Origin of the sequence: Chitinimonas sp. BJYL2 (assembly GCF_027257935.1) — a bacterium.
Classification (GTDB): domain Bacteria; phylum Pseudomonadota; class Gammaproteobacteria; order Burkholderiales; family Chitinimonadaceae; genus Chitinimonas.
In genome coordinates this window covers 1-26,457 of the sequence record NZ_JANZKW010000006.1, presented here as the reverse complement: position 1 = coordinate 26,457, position 26,457 = coordinate 1, and the positions used below count along the sequence as shown (strand labels likewise).

The 26,457-nt window shown below is 59.0% G+C and carries 24 protein-coding genes; 8 read left to right on the top strand and 16 right to left on the bottom strand.

The annotated features are described in order from the left end of the window. The first annotated feature begins 81 nt into the window (after nt 1–81). Nucleotides 82–3,675 (top strand): alpha-1,6-glucosidase domain-containing protein, encoded by a 3,594-nt coding sequence (locus O9X62_RS15150; RefSeq protein WP_269533787.1) that lies wholly within the window; start codon nt 82–84, stop codon nt 3,673–3,675. 126 nt (nt 3,676–3,801) lie between these two features. Further along, complete coding sequence (locus tag O9X62_RS15145) at nt 3,802–4,011, top strand: hypothetical protein (RefSeq protein WP_269533785.1); 210 nt, start codon at nt 3,802–3,804, stop codon at nt 4,009–4,011. Between the two features lie 49 nt (nt 4,012–4,060). On the opposite strand, the gene O9X62_RS15140 is transcribed toward O9X62_RS15145, so the two are convergent. Then, nucleotides 4,061–5,266 (bottom strand): MFS transporter, encoded by a 1,206-nt coding sequence (locus O9X62_RS15140; RefSeq protein WP_269533783.1) that lies wholly within the window; start codon nt 5,264–5,266, stop codon nt 4,061–4,063. Nucleotides 5,267–5,428: 162 nt separating this feature from the next. On the opposite strand from O9X62_RS15140, the gene O9X62_RS15135 reads away from it, so the two are divergent. The 3 genes from O9X62_RS15135 (at nt 5,429) to O9X62_RS15125 (ending at nt 9,252) form a co-directional block, all read left to right on the top strand. Further along, entirely contained in the window at nt 5,429–6,241 is an 813-nt protein-coding gene (locus O9X62_RS15135) for an ABC transporter substrate-binding protein (protein ID WP_269533782.1), read from the top strand. A 126-nt stretch (nt 6,242–6,367) separates the two neighbouring features. Then, on the top strand, nt 6,368–8,533 hold the full coding sequence (locus tag O9X62_RS15130; protein WP_269533781.1) for a protein-disulfide reductase DsbD: 2,166 nt from the start codon (nt 6,368–6,370) through the stop codon (nt 8,531–8,533). Between the two features lie 83 nt (nt 8,534–8,616). Further along, a complete protein-coding gene (locus O9X62_RS15125; RefSeq protein WP_269533779.1) occupies nt 8,617–9,252 on the top strand; it encodes a redoxin domain-containing protein in 636 nt (211 codons plus the stop codon). Nucleotides 9,253–9,348: 96 nt separating this feature from the next. Here O9X62_RS15125 and O9X62_RS15120 read toward each other — a convergent pair whose 3' ends face one another. The 4 genes from O9X62_RS15120 to O9X62_RS15105 form a co-directional block, all read right to left on the bottom strand. Beyond that, nucleotides 9,349–10,794 (bottom strand): hypothetical protein, encoded by a 1,446-nt coding sequence (locus O9X62_RS15120; protein ID WP_269533778.1) that lies wholly within the window; start codon nt 10,792–10,794, stop codon nt 9,349–9,351. A gap of 2 nt (nt 10,795–10,796) precedes the next feature. Next, a complete protein-coding gene (locus tag O9X62_RS15115; RefSeq protein ID WP_269533776.1) occupies nt 10,797–11,870 on the bottom strand; it encodes a type II secretion system protein in 1,074 nt (357 codons plus the stop codon). A gap of 106 nt (nt 11,871–11,976) precedes the next feature. After that, nucleotides 11,977–14,025: a S9 family peptidase gene (locus O9X62_RS15110; RefSeq protein WP_269533775.1), complete on the bottom strand. Its 2,049-nt coding sequence runs from the start codon at nt 14,023–14,025 to the stop codon at nt 11,977–11,979. A 112-nt stretch (nt 14,026–14,137) separates the two neighbouring features. Then, nucleotides 14,138–15,205 (bottom strand): MBL fold metallo-hydrolase, encoded by a 1,068-nt coding sequence (locus O9X62_RS15105; RefSeq protein WP_269533774.1) that lies wholly within the window; start codon nt 15,203–15,205, stop codon nt 14,138–14,140. Nucleotides 15,206–15,408: 203 nt separating this feature from the next. Between O9X62_RS15105 and O9X62_RS15100 the strand changes: the two genes are divergently transcribed. The 3 genes from O9X62_RS15100 (at nt 15,409) to O9X62_RS15090 (ending at nt 17,804) form a co-directional block, all read left to right on the top strand. Then, on the top strand, nt 15,409–16,185 hold the full coding sequence (locus O9X62_RS15100) for a 3-hydroxybutyrate dehydrogenase (protein WP_269533773.1): 777 nt from the start codon (nt 15,409–15,411) through the stop codon (nt 16,183–16,185). 141 nt (nt 16,186–16,326) lie between these two features. After that, nucleotides 16,327–17,034: a CoA transferase subunit A gene (locus O9X62_RS15095; protein ID WP_269533771.1), complete on the top strand. Its 708-nt coding sequence runs from the start codon at nt 16,327–16,329 to the stop codon at nt 17,032–17,034. 107 nt (nt 17,035–17,141) lie between these two features. Next, complete coding sequence (locus O9X62_RS15090) at nt 17,142–17,804, top strand: 3-oxoacid CoA-transferase subunit B (protein WP_269533769.1); 663 nt, start codon at nt 17,142–17,144, stop codon at nt 17,802–17,804. A gap of 401 nt (nt 17,805–18,205) precedes the next feature. On the opposite strand, the gene lpxM is transcribed toward O9X62_RS15090, so the two are convergent. From lpxM to O9X62_RS15035, 11 genes are all read right to left on the bottom strand, one after another. Continuing rightward, the gene (lpxM, locus tag O9X62_RS15085; protein WP_269533767.1) at nt 18,206–19,189 is read right to left on the bottom strand and encodes a lauroyl-Kdo(2)-lipid IV(A) myristoyltransferase; all 984 of its coding nucleotides are present in this window, start codon (nt 19,187–19,189) and stop codon (nt 18,206–18,208) included. A gap of 131 nt (nt 19,190–19,320) precedes the next feature. Then, on the bottom strand, nt 19,321–19,770 hold the full coding sequence (locus tag O9X62_RS15080; RefSeq protein ID WP_269533765.1) for a hypothetical protein: 450 nt from the start codon (nt 19,768–19,770) through the stop codon (nt 19,321–19,323). An 85-nt stretch (nt 19,771–19,855) separates the two neighbouring features. After that, nucleotides 19,856–20,347: a GNAT family N-acetyltransferase gene (locus tag O9X62_RS15075; RefSeq protein ID WP_269533764.1), complete on the bottom strand. Its 492-nt coding sequence runs from the start codon at nt 20,345–20,347 to the stop codon at nt 19,856–19,858. 99 nt (nt 20,348–20,446) lie between these two features. Next, complete coding sequence (locus O9X62_RS15070) at nt 20,447–20,971, bottom strand: demethoxyubiquinone hydroxylase family protein (protein ID WP_269533763.1); 525 nt, start codon at nt 20,969–20,971, stop codon at nt 20,447–20,449. 641 nt (nt 20,972–21,612) lie between these two features. Then, nucleotides 21,613–21,921, bottom strand: a complete 309-nt coding sequence (locus tag O9X62_RS15065; protein WP_269533762.1) for a hypothetical protein — start codon at nt 21,919–21,921, stop codon at nt 21,613–21,615. A gap of 130 nt (nt 21,922–22,051) precedes the next feature. Beyond that, nucleotides 22,052–22,522, bottom strand: coding sequence for a hypothetical protein (locus O9X62_RS15060; protein ID WP_269533760.1), 471 nt, complete (start codon nt 22,520–22,522; stop codon nt 22,052–22,054). 108 nt (nt 22,523–22,630) lie between these two features. Then, nucleotides 22,631–23,164 carry a hypothetical protein gene (locus O9X62_RS15055; protein ID WP_269533759.1) on the bottom strand — a complete coding sequence of 178 codons (534 nt, stop codon included), beginning with the start codon at nt 23,162–23,164 and terminating at the stop codon, nt 22,631–22,633. 135 nt (nt 23,165–23,299) lie between these two features. Next, on the bottom strand, nt 23,300–23,737 hold the full coding sequence (locus tag O9X62_RS15050; RefSeq protein WP_269533758.1) for a hypothetical protein: 438 nt from the start codon (nt 23,735–23,737) through the stop codon (nt 23,300–23,302). Between the two features lie 101 nt (nt 23,738–23,838). Continuing rightward, a complete protein-coding gene (locus O9X62_RS15045) occupies nt 23,839–24,213 on the bottom strand; it encodes a hypothetical protein (RefSeq protein WP_269533757.1) in 375 nt (124 codons plus the stop codon). A 95-nt stretch (nt 24,214–24,308) separates the two neighbouring features. Then, a complete protein-coding gene (locus O9X62_RS15040; protein WP_269533756.1) occupies nt 24,309–24,794 on the bottom strand; it encodes a YegJ family protein in 486 nt (161 codons plus the stop codon). 772 nt (nt 24,795–25,566) lie between these two features. Further along, entirely contained in the window at nt 25,567–25,830 is a 264-nt protein-coding gene (locus O9X62_RS15035; protein ID WP_269533755.1) for a hypothetical protein, read from the bottom strand. Nucleotides 25,831–26,457: the final 627 nt, after the last annotated feature.

Sequence of the window (26,457 nt, the reverse complement as noted above, 5' to 3'; positions counted from 1 at the left end):
CATGATGCACTGCGCCAAATAACCAGCCCACAGCGCCGCCTTGGTGACTGCAAGGGCACCAAGTTCGGAGTGAGCTTCATCATGCAAACCAGGCACCTTTGGGGCCCGGTGGCGGCTGCACGCCGCTGGCTGGGCATCGTGACATTAGGCGTTTTGCTGAACGCCTGCGGTGGAGGTGGCGGCGATAACGCCAGCACCCAACCCCCCGTGACCACCAATCCCCCTGTCGCCACCGACATCGCCGATTGCGATGCCAGCGACTTCCAGCGCGTGCTGTTTGCCGTGCCCGTCGCCACAGCCGCCGCGGTGGCCGTGCCCGATGGCATGGTGCGGCTCCACTATCGACGTGGCGATGGCCAGTATGGCAACTGGAAAACCTATGCCTGGAACGCCCCCGGCGAAGCCTTGGGTGGCTGGCCCGGCATTGCGCCCACGGGGAATGACGATTTCGGTGCTTACTGGGATATTCCGGTCAGCAGCCCCGAATTCAACTTCATTCTGCACGATGGCACGACGCGCGAACCCTCGGCCTGGAGCCAGGCAACGGGCGACCAGCAGCAGTTCTGGAAGGTCGCCGACGGCAAGGAAATCTGGAAGCTGGCCGGCGACAAGACCCAGTACGCCAGCAACCCGCTGCTCGCCACCGGACCGAATCTGAGCACGGTGCGCGTGCATTACCGTCGTTACGACGGCAACTACAGTGGCTGGGGTCTGCACCTGTGGAGCAGTAACGGTATCGACACCGCGCGCATGCCCGCGTCGCCGGCCATAGGCGATTGGGCCAAGCCGGTGCCGCTGAGCGCCATGCCCGGCTACACCGTTAGCAATGGCACGGCCAGCTTTGATATCCCGGTACTCAACCCCAAGGATGATGCCAGCCGTACCAGCCTGAGTTTCGTGATCCACGGCCTGGGCGGCGCAGGTCAGCCGGATGTGGGCAACAAGGATGGCTGGAGCAGCGATATCCAGATTGCCTACAGCACGCTCACTATCGCCAATGGCATCGGCCAGGTCTGGCTGGTGCAGGAAGTTCCGCAGGTGTTCGCGGCGCAGCCCGATACGCGCCAAGTGTCCACGCTGGACGCGCGCGCCTATTGGCTGTCGCGCCAGTACCTGCAATGGCCCAAGGTGGATACGGGCCATGTGTTCAAGCTCTACCACGCGCGCAACGGCAAGATCGTTGCCACCAAGGATGCTGCCGTCAGCGGCGCGGATGGCGCGCTGACACTGACTGTCGCCAGCAGCGTACCGGCGGCAGCGGCCGAGCGGTTCAAGTACGTGAGTGCGGGCGTGGCGCTCAAGGTGGCCGATGCCGACCTGCCGAAACTGGGCGAACTGTTCCAGAGCCAGCTGCTGCTGGTGCAGGAAACGGCCGACGGCAAGGTGCAGAACGCCACCACGGCGCAACTGGCCGGTGCGCTCGATGAGCAGTTTGCGGCTGCCAGCAGCGTGAGCGATCTGGGCGTGAGCATTGCCGGCGGCAATACCGTGTTCAAGCTGTGGGCACCCACGGCGCAGAAGGTGCAGGCTTGCGTGTTCGACAGCGGCAGCGCCAAGGCCGCCAGCATCGAAGCGCTGAGCCGCGATGCCGCTACCGGGGTGTGGCGCGCCAGCAAGGCGGGCGACCTCAGCGGCAAGTATTACAGCTATCTGGTCGATGTCTTCGTGCGTGGCGTGGGCGTGGTGCGCAACCGTGTCACCGACCCGTATGCCATCAGCCTGACCACCGATTCGAAGCGCAGCTATATCGCTGATCTGAATGCGGCCAGCCTAAAGCCCGCGGGCTGGGATAGCCACGCCATGCCCGCGATTGCTGCGCAGGAGGACATGAACATCTATGAACTCCATGTGCGCGACTTCTCGGTCAACGATCCCACCGTATCGGTGGCGAACCGCGGCAAGTATCTGGCCTTCACCGAGGTCGCCAGCAATGGCATGAAGCACCTGAAGGCGCTGGCGCAGGCCGGTATGACGGACGTGCATCTGCTGCCGGTATTCGATATCGCCAGCGTGCCCGAAGCCGGTTGCGTGTCGCCGACCATTCCGTCTGCTGCCGCCGATGCGGAAGCCCAGCAGGCGGCGGTAGCCGCCGTGCGGGACCAGGACTGTTTCAACTGGGGTTACGACCCTTACCACTTCGGCGCGCCCGAGGGCAGCTACGCCTCCGATGCGGCCGACGGTGCCAAGCGCATCATCGAGTTCCGCCAGATGGTGCAGGCGCTACACGCAGCCGGTCTGCGCGTGGGTATGGACGTGGTCTACAACCACACCAGCGCCTCGGGCCAGAACGAGAAGTCGGTGCTGGATCGCGTTGTGCCCGGTTACTACCACCGGCTCAACAACACCGGCGGCATCGAGAACTCGACCTGCTGTGCCAACACGGCCACCGAGAACGCCATGATGGCCAAGCTGATGATCGACACGGCCAAGCTCTGGGCCGTGCACTACAAGATCGACTCGTTCCGTTTCGATTTGATGGCACACCAGCCCCGCGCAGCCATGGAGCAGCTCAGAACCGTAGTGAACGCCGCCACCAGCCGCGATATCCAGTTGATCGGCGAAGGCTGGAACTTTGGTGAAGTGGCCAACGGTGCACGCTTTGTGCAGGCCTCGCAGCTGTCGCTCAATGGTTCCGGCATCGGCACTTTCAGCGACCGCGCGCGTGACTTGATCCGTGGCGGCAGCGGCTTTGATAGCGGCATGAATCTGCGCCGCAACCAGGGCTACATCAACGGCCTGTACTACGACGACAACGGCACCGGTGGTGGCAAGACGCGCAATGACCTGATGTGGGCGGCCGATGTGGTCAAGGTGGGCTTGGCGGGTTCGCTGCGCGACTACACGCTGACCACGCACTGGGACGCCGCGCTCAAGCTCGCGGACATCAACTACAACGGCCAGCCGGCCGGTTATGTGAGTGACCCGCAGGAGGCCGTGAACTATGTGGAGAACCACGACAACCAGACACTGTTCGACATCAATGCCTACAAGCTGCCCGATAGCACCAGCACGGCAGATCGTGCGCGCGTGCAGATGCTGGGGGCGGCGCTGAACATGTTCAGCCAGGGGGTTAATTACTTCCATGCCGGTATCGACACGCTGCGTTCCAAATCGCTGGACCGCAACAGCTACAACGCCGGCGACTGGTTCAACCGGCTCGACTGGAGTTATAGCGACAACTACTTCGGCACCGGTGCGCCGGGCAAGGACGACAACGGCGACAACTACAGCGTGATCAAGCCCTTGCTGGCGAACGCGGGCATCAAGCCCACGGCCGCCGACATCGCCTGGACGCGCGATGTATTCCGCGATCTGCTGGCCATCCGCAAGAGTTCAACCCTGTTCCGCCTGCGCACCGCCGACGAGGTCAAGCAGCGGCTGAGCTTCCTCAACACCGGCTCCAGCCAGGAACCCACGGTGATTGCAGCGCGGCTCAATGGGGCAGGGTATGCGGGTGCCGGTTTCACCGAGCTGCTTTACTTGGTGAACGTGGACAAAGCCGAGCACACGCTGGCGATACCGTCGCTGAGTGGCAAGGCCTATGCGCTGCATCCGGTGCAGGCAGCAACCAGCGCCGCGGATGCCCGTGTTCGCAGTGCGGCGGTCACGGCCTGTAGTAACACTGGCAGCTTCCGCATTCCGGCCCGGTCGGCGGTGGTGTGCGTCCTTAACTGAAACTTGCAGGAAAAAACACACACAAAACGGGGCCGATGGGTCCCGTTTTGTGTTTTCCTGTCAGGCTGACGCGGTTTTGCCCACCAAGGCTCACCATGACGCTATCGCTCTCGCAGCGCCCCCACCATGTCCAACCCTGCTGACGCGCCACGCACGCCGCGCGTGCTGTGCATACGCTGCCAACATCATTACATCACCTGGGATGAGCGCTTTCCCTATGGCTGCCAGTTGCTGGGCTTCAAGAGCCGGCGACCGCCGTGTCTGGAGGTGTATGCCTCGTCGGGGCAGGAGTGCCTGTATTTCGCGCCGCGCCCGCCGCCTTCGGCAACCGGCTGATCGAGTACCACCTCGCCGACACGACTCGTCGATCCTGCCGCCCCATCACTCAGTCGGTTTGACGCAAGGTGCGTACGCAGAGTGGTAGCAGGATGCACAGTGCCGCCAGCAACAGGCCACCACCTGCAGCCAGCCAGCCCAGCGAAACGCCGCCGGCCAACAAGAGAGAGCAGAGCCCGTAAGCTACGGGAGTCAGCCCCAGCGAGGCCATGCTGTTGAGGCTCATGACCCGGCCGATCTTGTCCGGTGGCGTGTGCTGTTGCAGCAGCGACAGCATGGGCACATTGTTGCCGGCGATGCACAGGCCGATCAGCAGCTGGATCAAGGTTGCGCCCAAGGCTGTTGATTGGGGGAGCAGCGCCAGCAGCACGCCTTCGATGGCGATCAACCCGCAGATCATCAGCAAGCGTTTACGCCGAGGCGGGTAAAGACCCAGCAGGATGCCGCCCACCAGCATGCCGGCCGAGAGCGCGCTTTGCAGCTGCGCCAGCACGGTGGCACTGCCACCTTCAAGTTTGGCTGCAAGCAGCGCCGGTGCCAGCCCCATGGGTCCCATGAACAAGAGGTTGGCGAAGGCGTAGATCAGCAGGATCCAGCGGAGTACCGGGGTGTGCCAGGCGCAGGCCAAGCCTTCGCGCAGCGATTGCCACATATCGGTGTGGATGCGCTGGCCAGCAGGACTGATCACGATGGCGGCACAGGCGATTGCACCGGCCAGCATGAGCACGCCCGTCAGTGCAAACACCATGGGGAAGTCGTGCCAGGCCAGCAGCGCGCTGCCCACCATGGGCCCGAGCACGAGCCCCAGCTGGTTGGTGGCCAGCATCCAGGCATTGGCCTGGGTGAGCGCATTGCCGCTGAGCAGCTGCGGCAAGATGGCGTCGCGCGCAGGCCAGAACAGGGCGTCGAGCACGCCATACAGCGCCGCCATGATCAGCAGCTCGGCAAAGCCCAGCCAGCCCTGGGCAATCAGCCAGCCCATCAGCATGAGCAGCAGTGCCCGCGCCACAAACGAGCCTGCCATCAACTTGCCGCGTGGCAGCCGGTCTGCCAGCACGCCTCCCAAGGCCATCAGCAGCAGCCTCGGCAAAGTGCCGGCAAGCAGCACATAACCCAGTTGGGCTTCGAGTTTGAGTACTTGCACGGCATACCAGGTTTCGGCGAGCAAGGCGACCGCCAATCCCAGGCTGGCGGCCATGCTGCCAAGCCAGAGCAAAAGGAAAGGGCGGTGACGTAAGAGGCTGGACGCGGACATAGCGACATTCTATGTGGCAAGTCCAATCAAATATAGGTTTGATACCACTTTGCCAGCGTGACCGGTTCGGCATCGAGGGAAACCTGACCTCGCAGGTTCAACAGATTGCACCGGATCAACAAGGCAGAGCGAAGCGCAAAACGCTTTGCTATGTTGGAAGACATGGATCACGCCAAGCCCGACCATCAACCTCCACGCTCGCTACGCTGGTGTTCTGTTCTGGCCGGGGCTTTGCTCATGGCGACGGCGGGCATCGTGTCGGCGAACGAGATCAAGGTCGCTGGCGCGCTCTGGTGTCCCTACAACTGCGCGGTCGAGAAGGATCCCGAACGCAAGGGTTTCATGATCGATATGGTGGAAGCCATCGTCAGCCGCCAGGGCTATCAGTTCAACTACACCGAGTACCCCTGGCGCCGCGCGTTGATCGCCACGCGCGCCCTGGATCAGGATCTCCTCGCGGGTACGCTCAAGACCGACGCGCCGGATTTTGTGTTCGGCAAGCAGGCTTTCGGCCTGAGCCGCAGCTGCTTTGTGACCCGTGCCGATTCGAACTGGCAATACACCCGTGTGGGGGATCTCAAGAACCAGCGGATCGCCGTCAACAAGGATCAGACCTTCGGGGACCCGGTAGACAGCTATCTCAGGGACCCGCGCCGTCGCAGCTATGTGTTTCTGGGTAGCGGCAGCGATTACCTGAATGCACAGATGCAGGCCGTGGGTCGGGCTCAGGTCGATGTAACGCTTGAAGACGAATATGTGGTGCGCGACTGGTTCAAGCGCAACGGCAAGGAATCGGAATACCGTTTTGCTGGCTGCATCAACAGTGGTTTGGTCTTTGTGTCCGCGTCGCCCCGGCATCCCAAGGCCAAGGCCATGGTCGAGATGCTGGACCGGGGCGTGGTGGAACTGCGCCAGTCCGGTGAGCTCGCGAAAATACTCGCCAAGTACGGAATTGCCGACTGGCACCAGCCCTGAACAGGGGGATTGCCCAGGCTGATCCGCAATCTGCAAGGATTTCGGAACTTGGCGCAACTGGCAGGCTCTTAGCCACGTCGACTACGGCTGTCCTGGCCGTTACCTACCCCCACAAAGCCCGAGACCATGCGCCTCACGCCTTCCTTTGTCCGGCTGGTTGTCGGCCTGCTTGCCAGTCTGCCGCTGTTCACCCACGCCGCCAGCCAGGTCGATACCGAGCACCTCAGCGCAACACTCGTCAGCGAACAGCGTGTGCTGGCACCCGGCCAGACGCACTGGGTCGGTGTTCGTTTCCGGCTCCAGCCTCATTGGCATATTTACTGGCGGAACCCGGGTGATTCGGGCTATCCGCCCAGTTTCAGCTGGACCTTGCCACCGGGGGTGGAGGCTGGAGACATTCGCTGGCCTGCACCCAGTCGTATTCCTGCCGGGCCGCTGACCAATTTTGGCTACGAGCAGGAGGTGCTGCTGGCGGTGCCGCTGAGCGTACCGGTGGATTTTCGCGCGTCGCAATTGCCACTCAAACTGGCGGCAGAGTGGTTGGTCTGCGAAGAGGTCTGCATTCCGGAGTCGGGTGAGTTTGATCTCACCCTGCCTGTCGGCTCGGTGAGTCAGCCAGATCCTGTCCAGGCGCCGGTGTTTGCCGCTACGCGGACACGCTGGCCCGCCGCATCGCCACCTGCCGGCTGGCAGATCAGCGCCGCCGTTGATGCGGGGCAGGTTGCCGTATCGCTCCAAACGCCGGCGGATACGCCAGCCATCAAGTCGCTGGTGTTTTTCCCGTTTGACGAGGGACGCATGCAGCCTGCTGCGCCACAGGGGTTCAGTGCTCAGGCACCAGGCTATGGTCTGCGTCTGAGTGGCGCCGAAATCCCTACCGGTCTTTGGGATACGCTGCATGGCGTCATGGTTGCCGATACGGGTGCTGCCGTGCCCCTGGCCTTTGAGGTGCGCGCGCCGATCCAGGGTGCAGCCCTTGGCGCTATCCGCCCTGCCAATGTCTCGGTCACGAAGTCAGTGCCCGCATTGGCAGCGCAGGCTGATCCAGCCCGCCAGCCGGCGCAGGTAGGGGTGTTCTATGCCGCTTTGCTGGCCTTTCTGGGCGGCGCGTTACTGAATCTGATGCCGTGTGTGTTCCCGGTGTTGTCTATCAAGTTGCTCAGCCTCGCGCGGCATGCCGGTGAGGGTGCCGACGCGCGGCGTGCACGGGCCAGCCATGCGGCTTTCTACACGGCGGGGGTTGTGCTCTCGTTTGTGGCATTGGCGGGTTTGCTGCTGGTACTCAAGGCGGGTGGTGCCTCGCTGGGCTGGGGCTTCCAGCTTCAGTCCCCGGTGTTTGTGGCCGCGCTTGCCGTGCTGTTTTTCGGCCTTGGCCTGTCTTTATCGGGAGCCTTACCCATTGCCACGCTGGCGCAGGATGTGCCCGGTGCCTGGCGTCTACGACACCCCCATCTGGATGCCTTTGCTTCGGGTGCGCTGGCGGTGCTGGTCGCGTCGCCCTGCACGGCGCCTTTGATGGGTGTCGCGTTGGGCGCGGCGTTCACCATGCCGGCGGTAAAGACGCTGGCCGTGTTTGCGGCGCTGGGTCTGGGCATGGCGGCCCCCTATGCCCTGCTGGCCATACTGCCAGGTGCATTGCGCCGCTTGCCCAGACCTGGCGCATGGATGGAACGTCTCAAGGAGTTTCTGGCGTTCCCACTCTATGCCACGGTGGTGTGGCTGGCTTGGGTGCTAACCACACAGGCCGGCGCAGACGGGGCGCTCTACCTTGGTGTTGCCTTGCTGGGTGTGGCGCTGTTTGCCTGGCTGATTCGTCTTCAGGCCAGAACCTGGCGACTGGGCGGGGCGCTGCTGGCGCTGGCCGTGGTGGCCTATGCCGTCATGGCCCTATCGGGCCCGCAAGCCACCGGCAAGCTCGCCACGATGCCGGCCGAACGATGGCAGCCCTACACGCCAGAGGCATTGCAGATGGCGCGTCAACAGCATCGCGCCGTCTTCGTGGACTTTACCGCGGCCTGGTGTGTGACCTGTCAGGTCAACAAACGGCTGGTGCTGGCGCGTGATGCCGTGCTGGCTGACTTTGATGCGGCAGGTGTACACCTGATGCGCGCGGACTGGACGCTCAAGGACCCTGCCATCACTCAGGAATTACAGCGTCTCGGGCGCAACGGGGTGCCGGTTTACGCCTTGTACGCCGGCCACGGGGAACCCGTGTTGTTGCCGGAGGTCCTCTCTCACGATGCCATCAAGACGGCGCTGGCCGCCCTGCCTGCGCCGGAGAAATCGCCCTAGTTTCCCGGCCGGTGCGTTTGTCGCTACCGGAGGTAATCGCAGCAACGCGTTCAATGACTGACCCGTCCAGAGGAGTGTGTGCCATGTTGTTTTCTGTATCTCGCCAACCCGCTTTCACCCGCCTTGCTATTGCCGCTGGGGCATCGCTGAGTCTGTTCGCCAGCGGCCAGGCCTTGGCCAGTGCTGCGCCCGGCAGCGCCGCGCCCGCGTTCACGCTGACCGACATTGCGGGCAAGCCGGTATCGCTCGCGGATCTCAAGGGTAAGTGGGTGGCGCTGGAGTGGACCAACCCCGAGTGCCCCTTTGTGAAGAAGCATTACGACAGCGGCAATATGCAATCCACGCAGCGCGATGCCGCCGCCAACAAGGTGGTGTGGGTGCAGGTCAACTCCACCGCCAGCAAGCATCAGGATTACAAGTCGGCACAGCAGATGAAGGATTGGCTCGCCAGCATGAAGGCCAGCCCGGCTCACGTCGCGCTGGACGATAGCGGTGCCGTGGGCAAGGCCTATGGTGCCAAGACAACGCCGCATATGTACCTGATCAGCCCCGAAGGGACCGTGGTCTACAACGGCGCAATTGACGACAAACGCTCGACCAATCCGGCTGACGTGGCAAATGCCAAGAACTACCTCAAGGTGGCCATGAGCGAGGCCTTGGCCGGCAAGCCGGTCAGCACCCCGGCCAGTACACCCTATGGTTGCTCCGTGAAGTATTGATTGGCGTCGATCAGCCAGATCCCGCGCGCCGCGTCCCAAAACAAACAGCCCCCGGTCCACTAGGCCGGGGGCTGTTTGCTTGCCAGACACTGTCTGTCAGCAGCTTGGCTCGCTGGCAGAAGGATCAACCAGACAGACCGCGTTGCTGGCATCACAGTAGCGCAGGCCCTGGAAATAGAACTGGGTCAGCCCCACACCCTGGATCACGATCGAGCGAAACGTGATACCCGCGCCGGGCGTAATGCTGCCGAGCTGTTTGCTGGCGTTTGCGGGGCTGCAGGCCAGCCAGTTGTATTGCCCTACGGCACCCCCCGCAGCGTTGTAGAACGCGATGCTGATGTGATCGCTAGAATTGCTGCGGAAATCCCGCACTCTCAAGCCTAAGTAGTGCACATCCTGCGGGAAGATGAACTGCAGCCGCTCGGCACCCGAAATGGCGTTGTCTCCCCCGATGCCGAGTACACCACCGCCTATCGGGCCTGCGGTGATGACGCCACTGCCCTGGGTGCTGACTTGTGTGCCATCGGGCGTAGTGCCCGTGCCGCTGCCGGTCGGAATGTCCGGTACCAGAATAATGCCGCCGGGTGAGCTTGGTGGCGGAGGAGGCGAGCAGCTAGAGCCGGTCACCGGGCGTAGGGGAAACTGGCGAGTCTGCGCACTCCCTTCGCTATCGCGAAGTAATACGGTTACCGTACCGGCTGTTGTGTTATCTGGGGTGCCTCCCAACACCAGCGAGGCGCCACGCGCCCAAGCCCCGCTGCGGGCATTATTCCCGTCTGCACTTGCCGTTAGCCATGCTGGCCCGGTAGTGACCTGCCATTCGTAAGTGTTCCCGGGAAAGGTGACGCCACTGGTACCGAACACGGTACCGACATACGCCTCACTGCATTTGAACCGCGGCAGTTCAACGTTGACGACCCGCAAACCCTTGCCTGTGCATTGCACCTCATTTTGAACCTGGCGCAAATCCTTGAATGCCAAGTGATCGTCGTAAGCAAAGGGGTTGGTGGTAGGTGTGGCGAGCGCGCCCACTGAGGTGCCCAGCTGGTATCGGCGCAATCCTGAAGCTGCCGGCAGAGCGCCAACTGCTGACGCACTTTGCGATACGGTGTTGGCCGAGCCATCACGGGTTTCGCCGGCGGCGAGCACCACAAACGGCACATCTGCGGTGGTGGCTGGCGTTGCGCAATTGGCATCGGCAGCACAGTCAGCCACGCTCAAGAGGGCAGTCGGGTAGGCGCAGATATCGGGTGACGCGGCGACGAGTCTGGCGTCGTAGACATACACAAGGGGATTGCCATAAGCGTCCCGGAGGTCGCCGGTCAGCTGTTGAAACTCGGTGTCCGTGGGTAAACGCCGATATTGTGTGGCGTACCCGATCACCGCACGGTAGCCGGCATCCGCTTGCGACTGCATCGCCAGCCTCGCATCACCCTTGGCCTTGGCGAGCATGTGCATGGACAGGCCGACCACGATCACTACCGTGGCCAGCACGATCATGGCAATGAAGCTGAATCCACGGTGGCGGCGAAGGCTTTGCATGGTCAGTTTGGATTGATGGTCAGCACATAGTTGCGATTGGCGACATTGTCCTGCGTGCCCGTGGCGTCATTATCGTCACGCACGAAAATCGTGAGGGCGTAGGAACCTCTGGAAGAGGGCGTTGTAGAGGGCGTTCCGGTCAATGTGAGCTGGTTGCCGCGTGCCCAGTTTGCCTCGGGCTCTGGTGCTGTCGGAGGGGCAGGGGTGTCGCAGTTGCTTGAGACCGGCACTGCAGTAGTGACAGGCACAGTGGTGGCGGACAGGCCTGATGGCAATGTGCCCGTCTGGGTCTGAATGCACCAGCGGTAACTGCCACCCGTGGCGTACGCAATGCCGCCATTGGCAAAAAGGTTTGCGGTATACCCTGTTCCCTCTATGCCAAACGGCAATTCATTGTTCTGGATTGAAAGACTCTGCCCCGTACACCCTGCCCGTTGCCGCAACTCCTCCAGCGTGATGTAACTGACCACATCGTCGTAGCCCGTGGGTGTTGTCGCAGGCGCGGAGAAGGCCCCGATCTGCACATCCCGGTTATAGATGTTCACCGGATTGACTGGTGTCAGCGGAGCCGGGCCGCCAAAGGGAGAGGCAACAACGGGGCTTTGGCTGGCCACGGTCTGGTTGATCGTATTGTTGCCACGGCTAACGATCATGAAGGCGACATTGCTGATGGTCGTTGGACCGGCGCAGGCTGCATCATCGCAGCCGGTTCGCACTGAAATGGCCGTTGTGCGCCGGCCGCAGACCAGATTGGTCGGCGGGGTGGTCGGCGTAGCCAAGGCAGGGTCATACACATAAACGAGGTTGCCGCCCCAGGCGTCAGCACGGGCCTGGAGCAGCGGCGTGAACTCATCTGTTGCCGGGTCATGCCGCGGCAGGCGCCCATTGGCCGCGGCAAAGCCGATAAGGGCTTCTCTGGCAGCCGCGATGTTGCCCTGGGTTTCGCTCTGGACAGCGCGCTCCTGAAACAGCCTGTAAAGCTGCATCGCACCGCCCATCAACAGGCCGATGATGACCATGGTGACGGCCATTTCGATCAGCGTGAATCCGGCAGGTCTGCGGGTGTTGCCCTTCATGGGGATGACAACCTCGTAAGGATATGATCCCACCATATACCTCAACTGGCGCTTGTGCTCCACTGCCACGATGCTGTCGGGGTTTGATTGTGGTACCTGCTCGTGTTCATTCGGCTGTCAACGCCCCGAGGTGGTGAGTCAGCGCGACCGAGTAATCCACGGCAATCTCCCGCAAACGGTCAAACCGCCCACTCGCCCCACCATGCCCAGCCCCCATATTGGTCATGAACAGCAGCGGGTTTGGGTCGGTTTTCAGGGTGCGCAGTTTGGCCACGTATTTGGCCGGTTCCCAGTACATGACCTGGCTGTCGTTGAAGGCCGTCTTGACCAGCAGGGCCGGGTAGTTGCCCGGACGCAGCATGTCATAGGGTGACCACGCCCTGATCCAGCCGTACTCGGTTTTCTTGTTGGGATTGCCCCATTCTTCGTACTCGCCCACCGTTAACGGCAAGCTGGCGTCTTGCATGGTGGTCAGTGCGTCCAGGAAGGGGACATCCAGAATCGCCAGACGGCAAAGGTCCGGGCGCAGGTTGATGACGGCACCCATGAGCAGGCCACCGGCGCTGCCGCCTTCAATGATGAGCCGGTCCGGCGCGGTGTAACCCTGAGCAAACAGATGCTCGGCGCAGGCGATGAAATCGGTATAGCTGTTCATCTTGTGCTGCATCTTGCCGGCGTCATGCCAGGTCTCGCCCAGATCGCCGCCGCCGCGGACATGGGCAACGGCGTAGATCACCCCGCGATCCAGCAGCGAAAGCCGGGCAGACGAGAAGTAGACATCGTTGGGGATGCCGTAGGCGCCATAGCCCTCCAGCCACATCGGCTGCGCCTGCTGATGGCGCTGATCCTTGCGATAAACCAGCGAGATGGGAATACGTGTGCCGTCGGTGGCGTTGGCCCAGATACGCTCGCTGGTGTAGCGCGCGGGATCGAAATCGCCCAGCACCGGGCGGCGCTTGCGTTCGATGCGTACCCGCGTGGCCATGTCGTAGTCGTACACGGTTTCAGGCAGGGTCATCGACTCGTAGCTGAAGCGATAGACCGTGGTATCCCATTCTGCATTGGCCTCGGTACCCAGGCTGTAAGCCGGTTCATCGAAGGCAACGGTGTGGCTGGTCTGGGTGCGCAGATCGGTGATCACCAGCTGGTTCAGCGCATTGATGCGCTCGTGGCAGACAAGAAAATCCTTGAAGAGATCAATGCCCTCCAGCATCACATCCGCGCGTTCTGGCAGGATTTCCGTCCAGTTGGCGGGTGCCGGGTCACTCACGGGCACGGTGACGAGCCGATAGTTTCTGCCTTGATCGTTGATCCGCAGCCAGAAGTGCTCACCACGGTGATCTACCGTGTACTGCACCTTGGCCTTGCGACGCAGCAAGGTCTTCCAGCGTGCGGTGGGGCGGTTGGCCGGCAGCAGGCGGATCTCGCTCGTGGTGTGGCTGCCGATCTGGTACACCAGCCAGCCTTCGCTGCGCGTCTGGTAAACGTCTACGCCGAAGCGCTCGTCCTTTTCTTCATGGATCAGGCGGGTTTCCCCCTTGCTCAGGGTGTGCCGCCAGAGCTGGTTGGAACGCTTGGTCTGCTTGTCTTCGGTAGTGAAGAACAGGGTGTCGTTATCCAGCGCCCAGGCCACCGAGGTGACGCGATCCCGCTTGAAAACCAGCAACTTGCCCGTGCGCAAATCCTTGACCCGCAACTGATACTGGCGGTAGCCGGTGCTGTCTGTCGTGTAGGCAAGCAGGTGGCCATCGGGGCTGATTTCGAATTCGCCCACCGCCATGAACTCGCGCCCGCGCGCCAGCGCATTCACATCCAGCAATACCTCCTCCGGCGCGTCATCACTTAGCGCCTGACGGCACAGCACCGGATACTGCTGACCAGTATGAAAGCGGGAGTAGTAGCGGTAGTGCCCGAGCCGGTAGGGCACCGAGCTGTCGTCTTCCTTGATGCGTGCCTTGATCTCGTCGTAGAGCTGATCCTGCAGTGGCTTCAGGGGCGCCAGCACCGCGTCGGCATAGGCGTTCTCGGCCTGCAGATACGCCAGCACCTCGGGGTTGTCGCGTTCGCGCAGCCAGAGGTAATCATCAATCCGGGTATCGCCATGCTGCTTGAGCACGACGGGGCGACGGGGAGCAACAGGCGGGATCAGCGACATGGCGGGCGAGCAGACAAAACAAGGGCCGCAGCATAGCGCCGCCCGCCGCTTGCCGGAAGCGGCTTGATGCGTCCCGCCACCCAACAGGGCCGAACCTCCCCATGGGAGCGTGCTAGTCGCCCTCGCGCAGGTTCAGATTGTTGTAGGCGCTGGTGACGGCGGGCGACTCCACATACATCCTGAACAGCGCTTGCCTGACCGGACTCTCGCCCGCAAAGCGGCGACGGAAGTCATCCAGATTCACGCGCCGGTGCACCTCGGTGAGCGGTCGGCCATAAGCCATGGCGGCGCGGGTCCGCTCGGTGGCGGCCGTCATCAGGGCCCGCAATTGCAGCAAGTAGCCAGTATCGCGCAATACCGGGCCATGTCCCGGCACGATGGCCTTGGGCTTGAGTGCGATCAGGCGGCTGATCGTCCGGCTCCAGTCTGCCACATGGGATTGATCTGCCCCGATCAGCGGTACCGGCCAGACCACCAGATCACCGGCACACAGGATGCCCTCATCGGGCAACCACACCACGAGATCGCCCGAGGTATGGCCGCGACCCAGATGTCGGACCACGATTTCCCGCGCGCCGTGGTGGAGCGTTAGCGTATCCGTCACGGTGAGATTCGGCAGTTCGGGCAGGAAGTTGGCGGGTACGGTGTCGTAGCCGTCCGCCAGTTGCAGGTCGCTCAGGTAACTGATGCGTTCCTCTTCGGTGATGGCCTGTCCGGCCAGATTGCGGCCCTTGTCCAGCGCTTGCTGCAGCACGGCGCGAAAACCGGGCATGCCTTCCTTGTGGAAAGCTTCCCGAGCCTTGATGCCCGGCCCTTCCAGATAGCGCCGCGCATTGGCATGGCCGATGAAACTCACGCCAGGGAATGCATCCCGGTACACCGCATTACCGACGATATGGTCGTCATGCCAATGGGTGTTGATGACATAACGCACGGGCTTGTCGGTGATCTGCCGCAAGGCTTCCAGCGTCCTGCGCGTGGCAGGCAGGTTGGACTGCGCATCGACTACGATCACATCATCATCACCAATGATGAAGACCGAATTGGATTCCACCGCAAAGCCCGGAGGCTCGGTGCGGACGGTGGCATACACGCCGGGGGCCAGCTGCGTCACGCTCAGTGGGTAGTCGGCAGCGTGGCAAAGGGAAAGGACAAGCAGGGCAAACAGCGGGCGCAACATGGTGTGGGCTTTGCGGTGGGACTTGCTGTGAGCCTAGCGCGTCGTGGCGGTTTAGGCCAAGCGCAAATAGACTGCGCGGCAAAATCCGGGTTCGCAAAGCGGCAGACTTGGCTATGATTTCAAGCATGGTGCGGCGCACCAAACCCACTAGGGGTCCCATTCAAGCACAAGCGGCATCCGGCGCCGCAAAGGGAGCACGCTTCATGCAGTTACTGGCAGGCAAGACCGCCTTGGTCACCGGCTCAACCAGTGGTATCGGTCTGGGCATCGCAACCGAACTGGCGCGTGCCGGCGCCCATATCGTGCTCAACGGCTTTGGGGATGCCGAACCGGCACGCCAGCAGATTGCTGCGCTAGGAGTCCAGGTCTGGTATCACCCGGCCGACATGAGCAAGCCTGACGATATCGCCGAACTGATGGCCTATGCCGCACGGGAGGCCGGCGGAGTGGATGTGCTCGTCAACAATGCCGGCATCCAGCACGTGGCCCCCATTGAGGACTTCCCCGCCGAGCGTTGGGATGCCATTCTGGCCATCAATCTCTCATCCTCCTTCCACACCATGCACCATGCCATTCCCGCCATGAAGGCACGTAACTGGGGCCGGATCATCAATCTCGCCTCGGTGCATGGCCTGGTCGGGTCGGCCAACAAGTCTGCCTATGTGGCAGCCAAGCACGGCCTGGTAGGGTTGACCAAGGTGGCGGCGCTGGAGCTCGCACAGACAGGGGTGACCTGCAACGCCATCTGCCCCGGCTGGGTCCGCACCCCGCTCGTGGAAAAGCAGATTGCAGCCAGGGCACAGGCATCGGGCCAGAGTCTGGCTCAGGCGCAAATCGATCTGCTATCGGAAAAACAACCTTCGCAGCAGTTCGTCACCCCCGAACAGCTTGGTCAGCTGGCCGTTTTCCTCTGTAGCCCCGCAGCGGACCAGATTCGTGGCGCTGCCTGGAATATGGATGGCGGCTGGGTGGCGCAGTAAGCCTCACAAGCGTCTGCCGGACACACCAGCCGCCCCGCTTGAGGCACAATCGCGCCGTTGCCCGCCACAAGCGGCGACACTGCGGTTGAATTCATCGGATACCAACAGTCACCGTTTCACTTCACCGAAGCAGGAAGAGACATGAACAAGCTATACCCCAGCGCCAGCGCAGCCCTCGCTGATCTGGTCAAGGATGGCCAGACCATTGCCGTGGGCGGCTTTGGCCTGTGCGGCATCCCCGAGGCCCTGATTGCGGCCCTGCGTGATACCGGTGCCACCAATCTCACGGCCATCTCCAACAACGCCGGTGTCGATGGCTTTGGCCTTGGCCAGCTGCTCGAAACCCGCCAGATCAAGAAAATGATCTCGTCCTATGTGGGCGAGAACAAAGAGTTCGAACGCCAGTACCTGGCCGGTGAACTCGAACTCGAGTTCACCCCGCAAGGCACCTTGGCTGAAAAACTGCGCGCCGGTGGCAGCGGCATCCCCGCCTTCTTCACCGCCACGGGCTACGGCACCATCGTGGCCGAGGGCAAGGAAACCCGCGAGATCAACGGCCGCATGTATGTGCTGGAGCACGCACTCACCGCCGACATCTCTCTGGTCAAAGCCTGGAAGGCCGACAAGGCCGGCAACCTGATCTACCGCCGCACCGCGCGCAACTTCAATCCGAACGTCGCCATGGCCGGCAGGGTCACCGTGGTAGAAGTCGAAGAGATTGTCGAGACCGGCACCTTTGATCCCGATGCCATCCACACCCCGGGTATTTTCGTCCACCGCATCGTGCTGAACACCGCGCCCGAAAAGCGGATCGAAAAGCGCACCACGCGCGAGAACCCGAACGGTTAATCCCAGCCTTCTTCCGCCGGGAGAAGGTGGCCCGTAGGGCCGGACGAGGGAACGCCGTGGGCGGCCTCTACCCGGTTCAAGGGCATGAAGATCAAGGAGTCAAAGCAATGGCATGGAATCGAGACGAAATGGCCGCCCGCGCGGCCAAGGAACTGCGCGACGGCTTTTACGTGAATCTGGGCATCGGTCTGCCCACTCTGGTGGCTAACCATGTACCCGAAGGCATGGAAGTCTGGTTGCAATCCGAAAACGGCCTGCTCGGCATCGGCCCCTTCCCCAGCGAAGCAGACGTGGATGCCGACGTGATCAACGCCGGCAAGCAGACCATCACCACCCTGCCTGGGTCGGCCATTTTCAGCTCAGCCGACAGCTTCGGCATGATCCGCGGCGGCAAGATCAACCTGGCCATCCTCGGCGCCATGCAGGTCAGCGAGAAGGGTGATCTGGCCAACTGGATGATTCCCGGCAAGATGGTCAAAGGCATGGGCGGCGCCATGGACCTGGTCGCCGGTGTGGGCCGCGTAATCGTGCTGATGGAACACGTCGCCAAGAAGAAGGACGGCAGCGAGGATTTCAAGATCCTGCCCGCCTGCAACCTGCCCCTGACCGGCGTGGGCGTGGTCGGCATGATCATCACCGACCTGGGCGTGATGGAGGTGACGCCAGACGGCCTCAAGGTCACCGAACTCGCACCCGGCGTGAGTGCCGAAGAAATCAGCGCCAAGACGGCTGTAAAGCTGGACTTTACGGCACTCAAGCCCGCAGCCTGAATGGCGATAACCTTGATCCATCCCGTATCAAGCTGAGCTCAGGCAGAAACCGCAATCAGTTCTACGAAGCCAATAACGCCCGACGCACTGCGCCGGGCGTTTTCGTATCTTGTGCTGTATGGAGCTGCTCTTTAGTTGCAGATCTGAATGGAACGCGCCGCAACTGGGCGATCAAGGTGAGATAGCGAGTTCAAGGCTGCTGCGATATCGATGAGGCAGCTTGCTTGGGCCTTATTTTCCGGGGGCGCTTGGCAACTGTGGATATGGTAGAGGCCGAAAGGTTTGGCCGGCGTGTCATGTGATGGTCATGACCATTGCGTCAGTCGCATCCTGCCAAGCGCCTAGAGTAACGCCCGACGAAGGTATCGCCAGATCGACCGAGCAGCGGCATTAACCGAATGTCAGGGCGCTAGACCTTGGCGGATACGACGAATCCCCGGCTCGTAAAAACCATCAGGGCCTCCATCAGGGCGAGTCTGGAAGTACTTGAGAAACCACATATATTGCTCGCGGCGAGGATTGAGCATGATCTCGATCTCCTCATTCATCCTGCGGGTATCAGTCAGCAAATCACCGCCGGGATACGCCTCCAGCGCAGGCCGGTAGAGCAGATGGTAGCGACCGGACCCGGGATTGTATGAGGCAAACATGGGCACGACCCAGGCATTGGTCAGTTTGGCCAGCTTGGGCAGGGTAGGCAGGGTGGCTTTCGGTTCGCCAAAGAAGGGCACAAACACGCTGGCGTCGGCCCCGTGATCCTGATCCGGCAAATAGAAGAAATGCCGGCCTTCCTTGAGTGCCCTGATAGCGGGCTTGATACCGACACTGCGCTCGTAAACCTTGCCACCGAAACAGGCGCGTTGCCGATTGATGAACCAGTCGTAGACCGGATTCTTGGCGCTATGCATCATGGTGCACATCGACAATCCCCGCCCCGTCATGTACAGCCCGGCCATATCGATGGACCAACTGTGGGGGATCATGAAGATGATGGGTCTGTCCCCTTCCAGCAAGGGGGCGACATGCTCCCATCCTTCAATGTCGAAACGCGCCAGAAATTTCTGCCGAGGCAAAAAAGAGGCCTCCGCAAAGGCCAGGAAGGTTTGGGCACCAATGCGGAGTGAATCACGCAGCAGTGCCTTCCGCCCCGCTGCGTCCAGATCGGGAAAGCAGAGCTCAAGGTTGGTGCTGGCGATATAGCACTGCTTCTTGGCAAAACGCACCAAGAGCGCCGCGATAGCTGCTGCCAGCTGGTCACGTAAAAATACGGGTGTCCACGCTAGCAGGACATGCAGCGCAATGCTGAACCAGGTCAACCAATAACGGGGATGAAGAAACTGTGCCTTGAATGACAGATCAAAGACAGGATCCTTAGGTATGGACATATCAAACTGGATATTCAGTAGCTATCTGGGTGGGTGATCATAAAGAAAAGCCGCGCCAAGATCACTTCACGCCATCAGAGCAGCGGAGGGGACCCAAGGCGCGGCTTTGGATTGCCGCAGTGACCGAAAGGTTAGCCTACTTGTTTCGAGGCTTTGGGTGCATGACCAAGAATGCCCAAGAAGAATGACAACCCTGCTGCAAACCACACCAATGAAGCCACAATATCAAATCCGCTTAGCTTCTCCGGCACTTTGATGAGAAGGGGAAAGATGATGCCTCCACGCAGCAGGCAGATACTTGAAATTGTCCAGAGTGCGGGCGTTGTTAGCGGGATGCGTTTTATGACGCCGAGACCGGAAAGTGCATAAATTCCGCAAGCAAACATAAGGGTACCAACAACTGCGGTTCCAATAGGAGCGTGCCAAGTACCATTTTGAGCTGACGTAACGACCCACTTGGGGGCGTGGAGAAATGCATACCAATCAGGCCCGATAACGGGGGCAATCGAGTGAATGAGCGCACCGAAGAATGCTATGCCGGCACCGACCAGAAAAGAAAAGCGACCAAGTACGTTGAACACTGTAGCGCGTTATTCCTGTTGGCAAACGTTCGACTTAAGGGACTGTTCGCTTGCTACTCCCCATGACAGAGGTGCTAGCCGGCTGTTACGGCTCTGCCGCTATTGGTAGAGCCGAAGGAAGCGGCTTGCCAAGGCAGATGGCCTCGTCCTTGCCGACGTAGCGACCGAAGTTGGGGATTGGGCGGTAGCCGTGGCGTTCATAGAAAGCTACTGCTCGCTGATTGACCTTGCGCGTTTCGAGCCAGACTTGGTCGTAGCCAAACTCGCTCGCCTTTTGCTCAAGAAAGGCGAGAACGGCAGAGCCGGCACCCTTGGTACCCGGCAATGCGAACATGCGCTTGAGTTCAGCGACGCCAGGCTGGAGCGGACGAAGCGCGCCACACGCAACTGGCGCGCCGCTTACCAAGCGACCGACAGCGAAGCACGCACCTTCAACCTTGACGTCGTTGACGTCGAACGAGGCCGTACCGCTGCTGCCAGTGATTTGCTGGAGTGTTTGCGAGAGGCCGGCAAGAAGCTGCTGGGCTTCTGCAGACTCCGGATCAGCTAACTCAACTTTCATGTTCTGCTCCATCATATGGCTAACGTTGGAGGTAACGTGCAGCCGGAGCTGCGAAGCAGCGGAGGGAACCCAAAGCGCAGCTTTGGGCTGTCACGTTGACCGAAAGGTTATGTTTCACAGCCGCATACCTAGCCAAATGACCGCCTTAGTGGACGCGGCGACAACTGGATGGATGACACGAGGCCAGAAGTTACCAGTGTTTAGGTGCAGCCCGAGTTGATCGTGATGCTTCTGTTCGTCGGCGATGATGCTAGCGATGACAACCGCCGCAGCGGAATCCGAGTGCCCAACCGCAGTGACCTGGTGATGCAGATGCTCAAGCACGACGCTCTCAACAGCGACCGTAGTGGCGGCAATGGCAGATGGGCCTAGCAAGGCAGTTACAGTGCCTAATGCAAAGCCGCCCACGGCGCAAAGATAGTAGCTCTTGCATCGTGGATGATTCCGGCTCCGTAGTTCTGTGGCAAATACAGCTCGGTGCATTTCTTCATGAACTTTAAATTCACGAAGCTGTGGAACCAAATGCGGTGCAGTAAACTTTCCGATTAAGATTTGTGCAGAATAAATCGAAACCGCGCCATTTTCACCAGCGTGATTCACTTTCAGATAACGATTGCCTAGCGCTGATTTATTGAGCATCAGATGCAGCTGATTTGTGAAACATAACGTTGGAGGTAACGTGCGGCCGGAACGCCGCAGGCGTGGAGGGAACCCAAAGCGCAGCTTTGGGCTGTCACGTTGACCGAAAGGTTAGGTTGCATTTTTTGGGGGCGCCATTGGCTCCATGACGCTTGTGCCGCAACCTGCGCAGACTTCTGCGTAGTTTCGATGCAGCGCTCCAGCTTGGTCCATGAAGTCTTTCCCGCATTCGATGCACGGATGTGCGGTGATTGCCTCTGAAGGATAAGTGCAGTCTCGGATTCTTCGTGGGTCAAGGCTAGCCACCCATTCGCCAAGCCGACCTGCTGGGTCTATGCGGTCACGTTCGAAATGAACCACTGCCTCGCATTCGATGTCTCCCGGCTCGCACAAGAGCAGCGCCATTCCTTCGACCAATCTCAATTTCTGCCGAGAGAGGCTAATCAAAGTGCCATAGCCCGTGAGTGCCATCTTTGCGGCGGTCTTTGCTTCATCGGCGTACTCGATGGCATTGAAATCGGCGTAGACGCGAGGTAACGGCATACTCTGCAACCTAACGTTGGAAGTAACCTGCTGCCGGAGTTGCGCAGCAACGGAGGGAACCCAAAGCGGAGCTTTGGGCAGTCAGGTTGACTGAAAGGTTAGGTTTTGGCTGCGGAATCACACCAGTGCTCCGAATAGCATTCATCAACCCAGCACTCAATTCTTATTGAGCCAAATTCTTTACCAGAGTTGGTTTCCTTAGAAATTAGGACTTTCTCGGATTCAATTAGAATGCTTACGGCATTTGCCAAGCCATCGAACCCAGAGAGTTCGATGGTGGCCCTTCCATCGGCTTTTTCGACGACCAAACTAACATTAAGTTGTCCTTGTTCCTGCGAAAGGAAGGCGTGTAACTCGGCGACAAATTCGGGCCTTGTGAATTCAAACACCTTTTCATATTCGAGCATTGTCGGTTCCGAGAAAACCTAACGTTGGAAGTAACGGGCCGCCGAAGCGGCGAAGCCGCGTAGGGAACCCAAAGCGCAGCTTTGGGCGGTCCGGTTGACTGAAAGGTTAGGCGACGATTGGCCGGAGAGTTTAATGGTTTGAGATTTCATTCTTTATACGAGTAGAAGTCTTTTTCAGTTCGGTGTTCGCATCGTGCCATTGGAACGCCGCTTCCGCACGAATTGCGCCTTGTACAATTAATATCGTGGCGCCAATTATTGCAATAGCGCTACTGACATAAAATATGAGAAAGACAGATGCGACTAGGGAAAAGATAGCTAATGAAACATCGGAAACTACTGCGTCCTTGTCAATAACTATGCGGCCATTTTCTGCAATAACCCAGCCGTATATTCGTTCCCAATCCCCCTTGTGTGGCAAGGCGATAATTAAATCCACTCCTTCGACAGGGGTGACTTTGCCAATGACTCTTGCAAAAATAACTTTTTCACCCGCCGCGTCGAAGCCGAAATTTGTGAACGTGCGAAACCCTACAAGGGCGGTGCCAGTTGAATAGTTCAACCCCCGAATTTTGGAGAATGCGAGTTGTTGTAGATGCATAGCCTAACGTTGGAGGTAACGGGCGGCCGGAGCCGCGTTGCGGCGGAGGGAACCCAAAGCGCAGCTTTGGGCCGTCCCTGTTGACCGCAGTGTTAGGTGGTTTGTCATTTATCCCTCTAGCCTCTTCACTTCGGCCTCGAAATCTTGGCATGTGGCCTCAAGACTAGAACTCATGGTTGTGACTGTCTTAAAGAAATCATCAAACATGCTGGCGTCCATATTCCTGTGGAGCCGTAGCGCCATTTCGATTTTATCTTTGAACTGTCGTACGGTGGCTTCCAACACCATGGTTGGTGTCACCAACGAATAGGGAATTGAGTGAAGGGGGATGGAGCCTAGATATGTATCGATGCGGATTAATTCGCCTATATCGCAATGGATATGACCTTCGGCGGCATGGCTAATGGCTTCTCGGTCGTGAAGTTGACTCGCAATGTGCTTCATTGCCTTCGAAGAATTTGCAGAAAGAACATATAGTGTTTTCGCAATGCTAATTTGAGCTGTGAGCTGCTCAGTCTTATGTACTTCAAGTGCATTACGATGCTGAATTTTTGATTGATGTATTGCGATCCAGGCAGCTGCAATTATTGCAGCTACTGAACCTATGGCCTGAATCCAAGCAGCCCATTCGGTGCTAGACATATTCGAAAGAAAGCAAAGTGTATGCATACGCGCAGCCACCTAACGTTGGAAGTAACCTGCCGCCGGAATGCCGGAGGCATGGAGGGAACCCAAAGCGCAGCTTTGGGCGGTCAGGTTGACTGAAAGGTTAGGCACTTATTTCATCCGTAGTTTCGTAGATAAATCGCGAAAGATTGTACTCTCGGACAGCAAGCCTAGGCCCGCCTCACCTTTGGGTATGAATGCAATTACTTCGTTCGAATTGTCTAGGTGGATATTGATACGGCGCGGCTGCATTTTCTTTTCGTCCGTTACTTTGGATATTTCGTGCAGTTTGACGATACGTTCACTATTAAGGTAGATAATTTTTAACTGATCGCCTTCGTCGATGACTTCATCTGCTAGGTCAAAGGCGTATTTCTTGAAAAGAAAATAGCCACCGAAAATGAATAGTAGTGGGATGGCAGTTAAAAGGGAAACCTCGCCTGATGAGAAAGAGCTATACGCTGCGTATGCCGAAAAGATGAACCAGAAAGCTGGCAGCAAGTATTTGTATAGAGCTACTGCATTAGAGGAAAGGCGGGCTATGGCCATCGCTGCAAAGTGCCTAACGTTGGAGGTAACGTGCGGCCGGAACGCCGCAGGCGTGGAGGGAACCCAAAGCGCAGCTTTGGGCCGTCACGTTGACCGAAAGGTTAGGTACGTGATGGAAGATGGTCTGCGTCATAAAGGTTAATTTCATTTCTTGATATGCCGTAGTTACTTAGTAAGTCATCAAAGAAACCCATATCTTCAAGCTCACGATTGTCCGGATATGCGAGACACAAAACCATTCGTGCGACCAACATGACTTTATCTATGCGATCAGATGAGTTCTGATTGGAATCAACCCAAGTCCAGATTTTTACTCGAATCTTCTCTAGGTCTGCATTCTTAGTGCCGTTCCAATGTTGCTCAAGCTCTAAAAACTGCTCCTGTATCTCAGTAACGCCTGGGATCGTAATTCTATGAAGCCATGCAATCATGTACTTTGCATAGGCAATATCAGGCGATGCGGTCTGCTGAATCACAAAGTACCTAACGTTGGAGGTAACGTGCGGCCGGAATGCCGCAGGCATGGAGGGAACCCAAAGCGCAGCTTTGGGCCGTCACGTTGACCGCAAGGTTAGGTTTCGCAATCGAAGCCATGATCTTGCTTGTAACGAGCAACAATATCTTTAGGCATTGTTTTGAAGAGTACGCAGACAGTAAAGCTACCAACTTGCTTGTTGCCTTGCTGGTAGCCCCAGTCAGTTATTTGCTCTCGGGAAAAACGGTAGGTTTTACCAATTTCTATTGAGGTTACATATTGAGCCTCATTGGCTACAACGCCAACGAATTCATTGCCGGATTTCTTAAACGGGGTAACCCAGAAATGTTCGGCACCATTTTTGTCCGAGAACATAACCTTGACCTTAAAATTGGAAGCTCCGAAAGGGGGTTTCTCAGACAGCTCTAGAAAGCTGTCCAAAGTTGATTGTGCGTGAGCAATGGCGGCATTCATGTCTTTATCTTGATCGCTCACCAGAACAACTTGGTCGTCGATTTTTTTGTCCGCAGCCACTCCGGATATAGAAAGCACAAAGGCGGCGGTTAGTAAGAGTGTACGCATATTTAAGAAACCTAACGTTGGAGGTAACGTGCGGCCGGAACGCCGCAGGCGTGGAGGGAACCCAAAGCGCAGCTTTGGGCCGTCACGTTGACCGAAAGGTTAGGTGTGTGCATAGAAAACAGCCCCAACCACCGAAGCGGCAGGGGCTGGCCTTACAAGTGAGAGATGCTAGTGCTTAGCAGCACGGGGGCGAGCCTGCGCAGCAAAGCTCAGCAACAGCGCAGCAGATTTCACCAGCATAAACGGTGACAGAAAGCGCAGCAGCGCTGACAAGAACAACGAACTTGGTTTTCATGGCTGATCCTTACGTTAGATAGAGAGATGAATTAACGTCAGGCCACGGTCTTTGGTGGGTGCCAGATGGTTTCGATGTGCTCGGATGACGTTAGTACTCTCAGTGCGCTGACTAACGGTGTGCGAGGGACAGAGAAGGACGTTGCCGAAGCCGGTACAGCAGCGCTGAGGGTGCAAACGCTACAAGAGCTGCACATGAAAGCAACCTCAACAACACAACATTCGCACTGTTCATCCGATGCACGAGCAACGCCGCTTGCCGAGAAAACGGCAAGAACGATCAAGAACAGTGCCATCAGTGCGTTTTGAGAGTAACGGCGCATGGTTGAATCTTAAGGTTCTCGCAGTCTAGCAAAGCGCTAAGCGGCAGGACAACACACCTAACGTTGGAGGTAACGTGCGGCCGGAATGCCGCAGGCATGGAGGGAACCCAAAGCGCAGCTTTGGGCCGTCACGTTGACCGAAAGGTTAGGTGCGCTCATTGGTCGAGCCCTAATTCCTTAACTATTTCCGCTGATTCCGTAATCTGTGATCTTGGAACCTTAAATTTCGAAGTGAGCGTTGTGGTGACGAAATCTAGCACTGCAGCACCGTCAACCTCACGCCCGTCTAATTTAATTTGTTGTTCAATCAGATCGCAGAATTCCCGAACTGTACGAATCTCGGCCACTTTGTCATCTGGAAGTGCAATTGAGAATTCCTTTTCTGCAAATAGCACGAGCTCAACTGTGTCCAGACCCATAGAGCACCTAACGTTGGAGGTAACGTGCAGCCGGAGCTGCGAAGCAGCGGAGGGAACCCAAAGCGCAGCTTTGGGCTGTCACGTTGACCGAAAGGTTAGGTTTCACGAGTGCCTCGCAGGAAGCTCGCCGCCAGATTTGATTGCGGTGAAAACCGCCTCGGGATCTGACTGACACCAGTAGCGGAAGTAGATTGAGCCAATACCGTTAGGCCACAGTTGCTGTGCGGGCGTGTTGAGGTCAAGAACGACCTTCGGCTCCTTCCACTGTTGCGCGACGACGCCAATGCAACCCTTACCATAGCCTTGTGTGTCCACTAGCCATGTTGCGTTCCCACCGGCAATTCCAGCGAGAGCACAAGCCCTCTGAGCCTGATTAACGACCTCAAGTAGGGGTGCTTCTAATGAAACGGGCAGATTTGCAGTGTGTGACTGGCAGTCATCACCTGCACAAACACTGTCACGATCAACCTCTAACAGAATTGATGCCTCTGGCATGTGGCGGAACCTAACGTTAGAAGTAACCTGCCGCCGGAATGCCGGAGGCATGGAGGGAACCCAAAGCGCAGCTTTGGGCGGTCAGGTTGACTGAAAGGTTAGAAATTTTTTCCCCTGACTTAATAAGTTCGC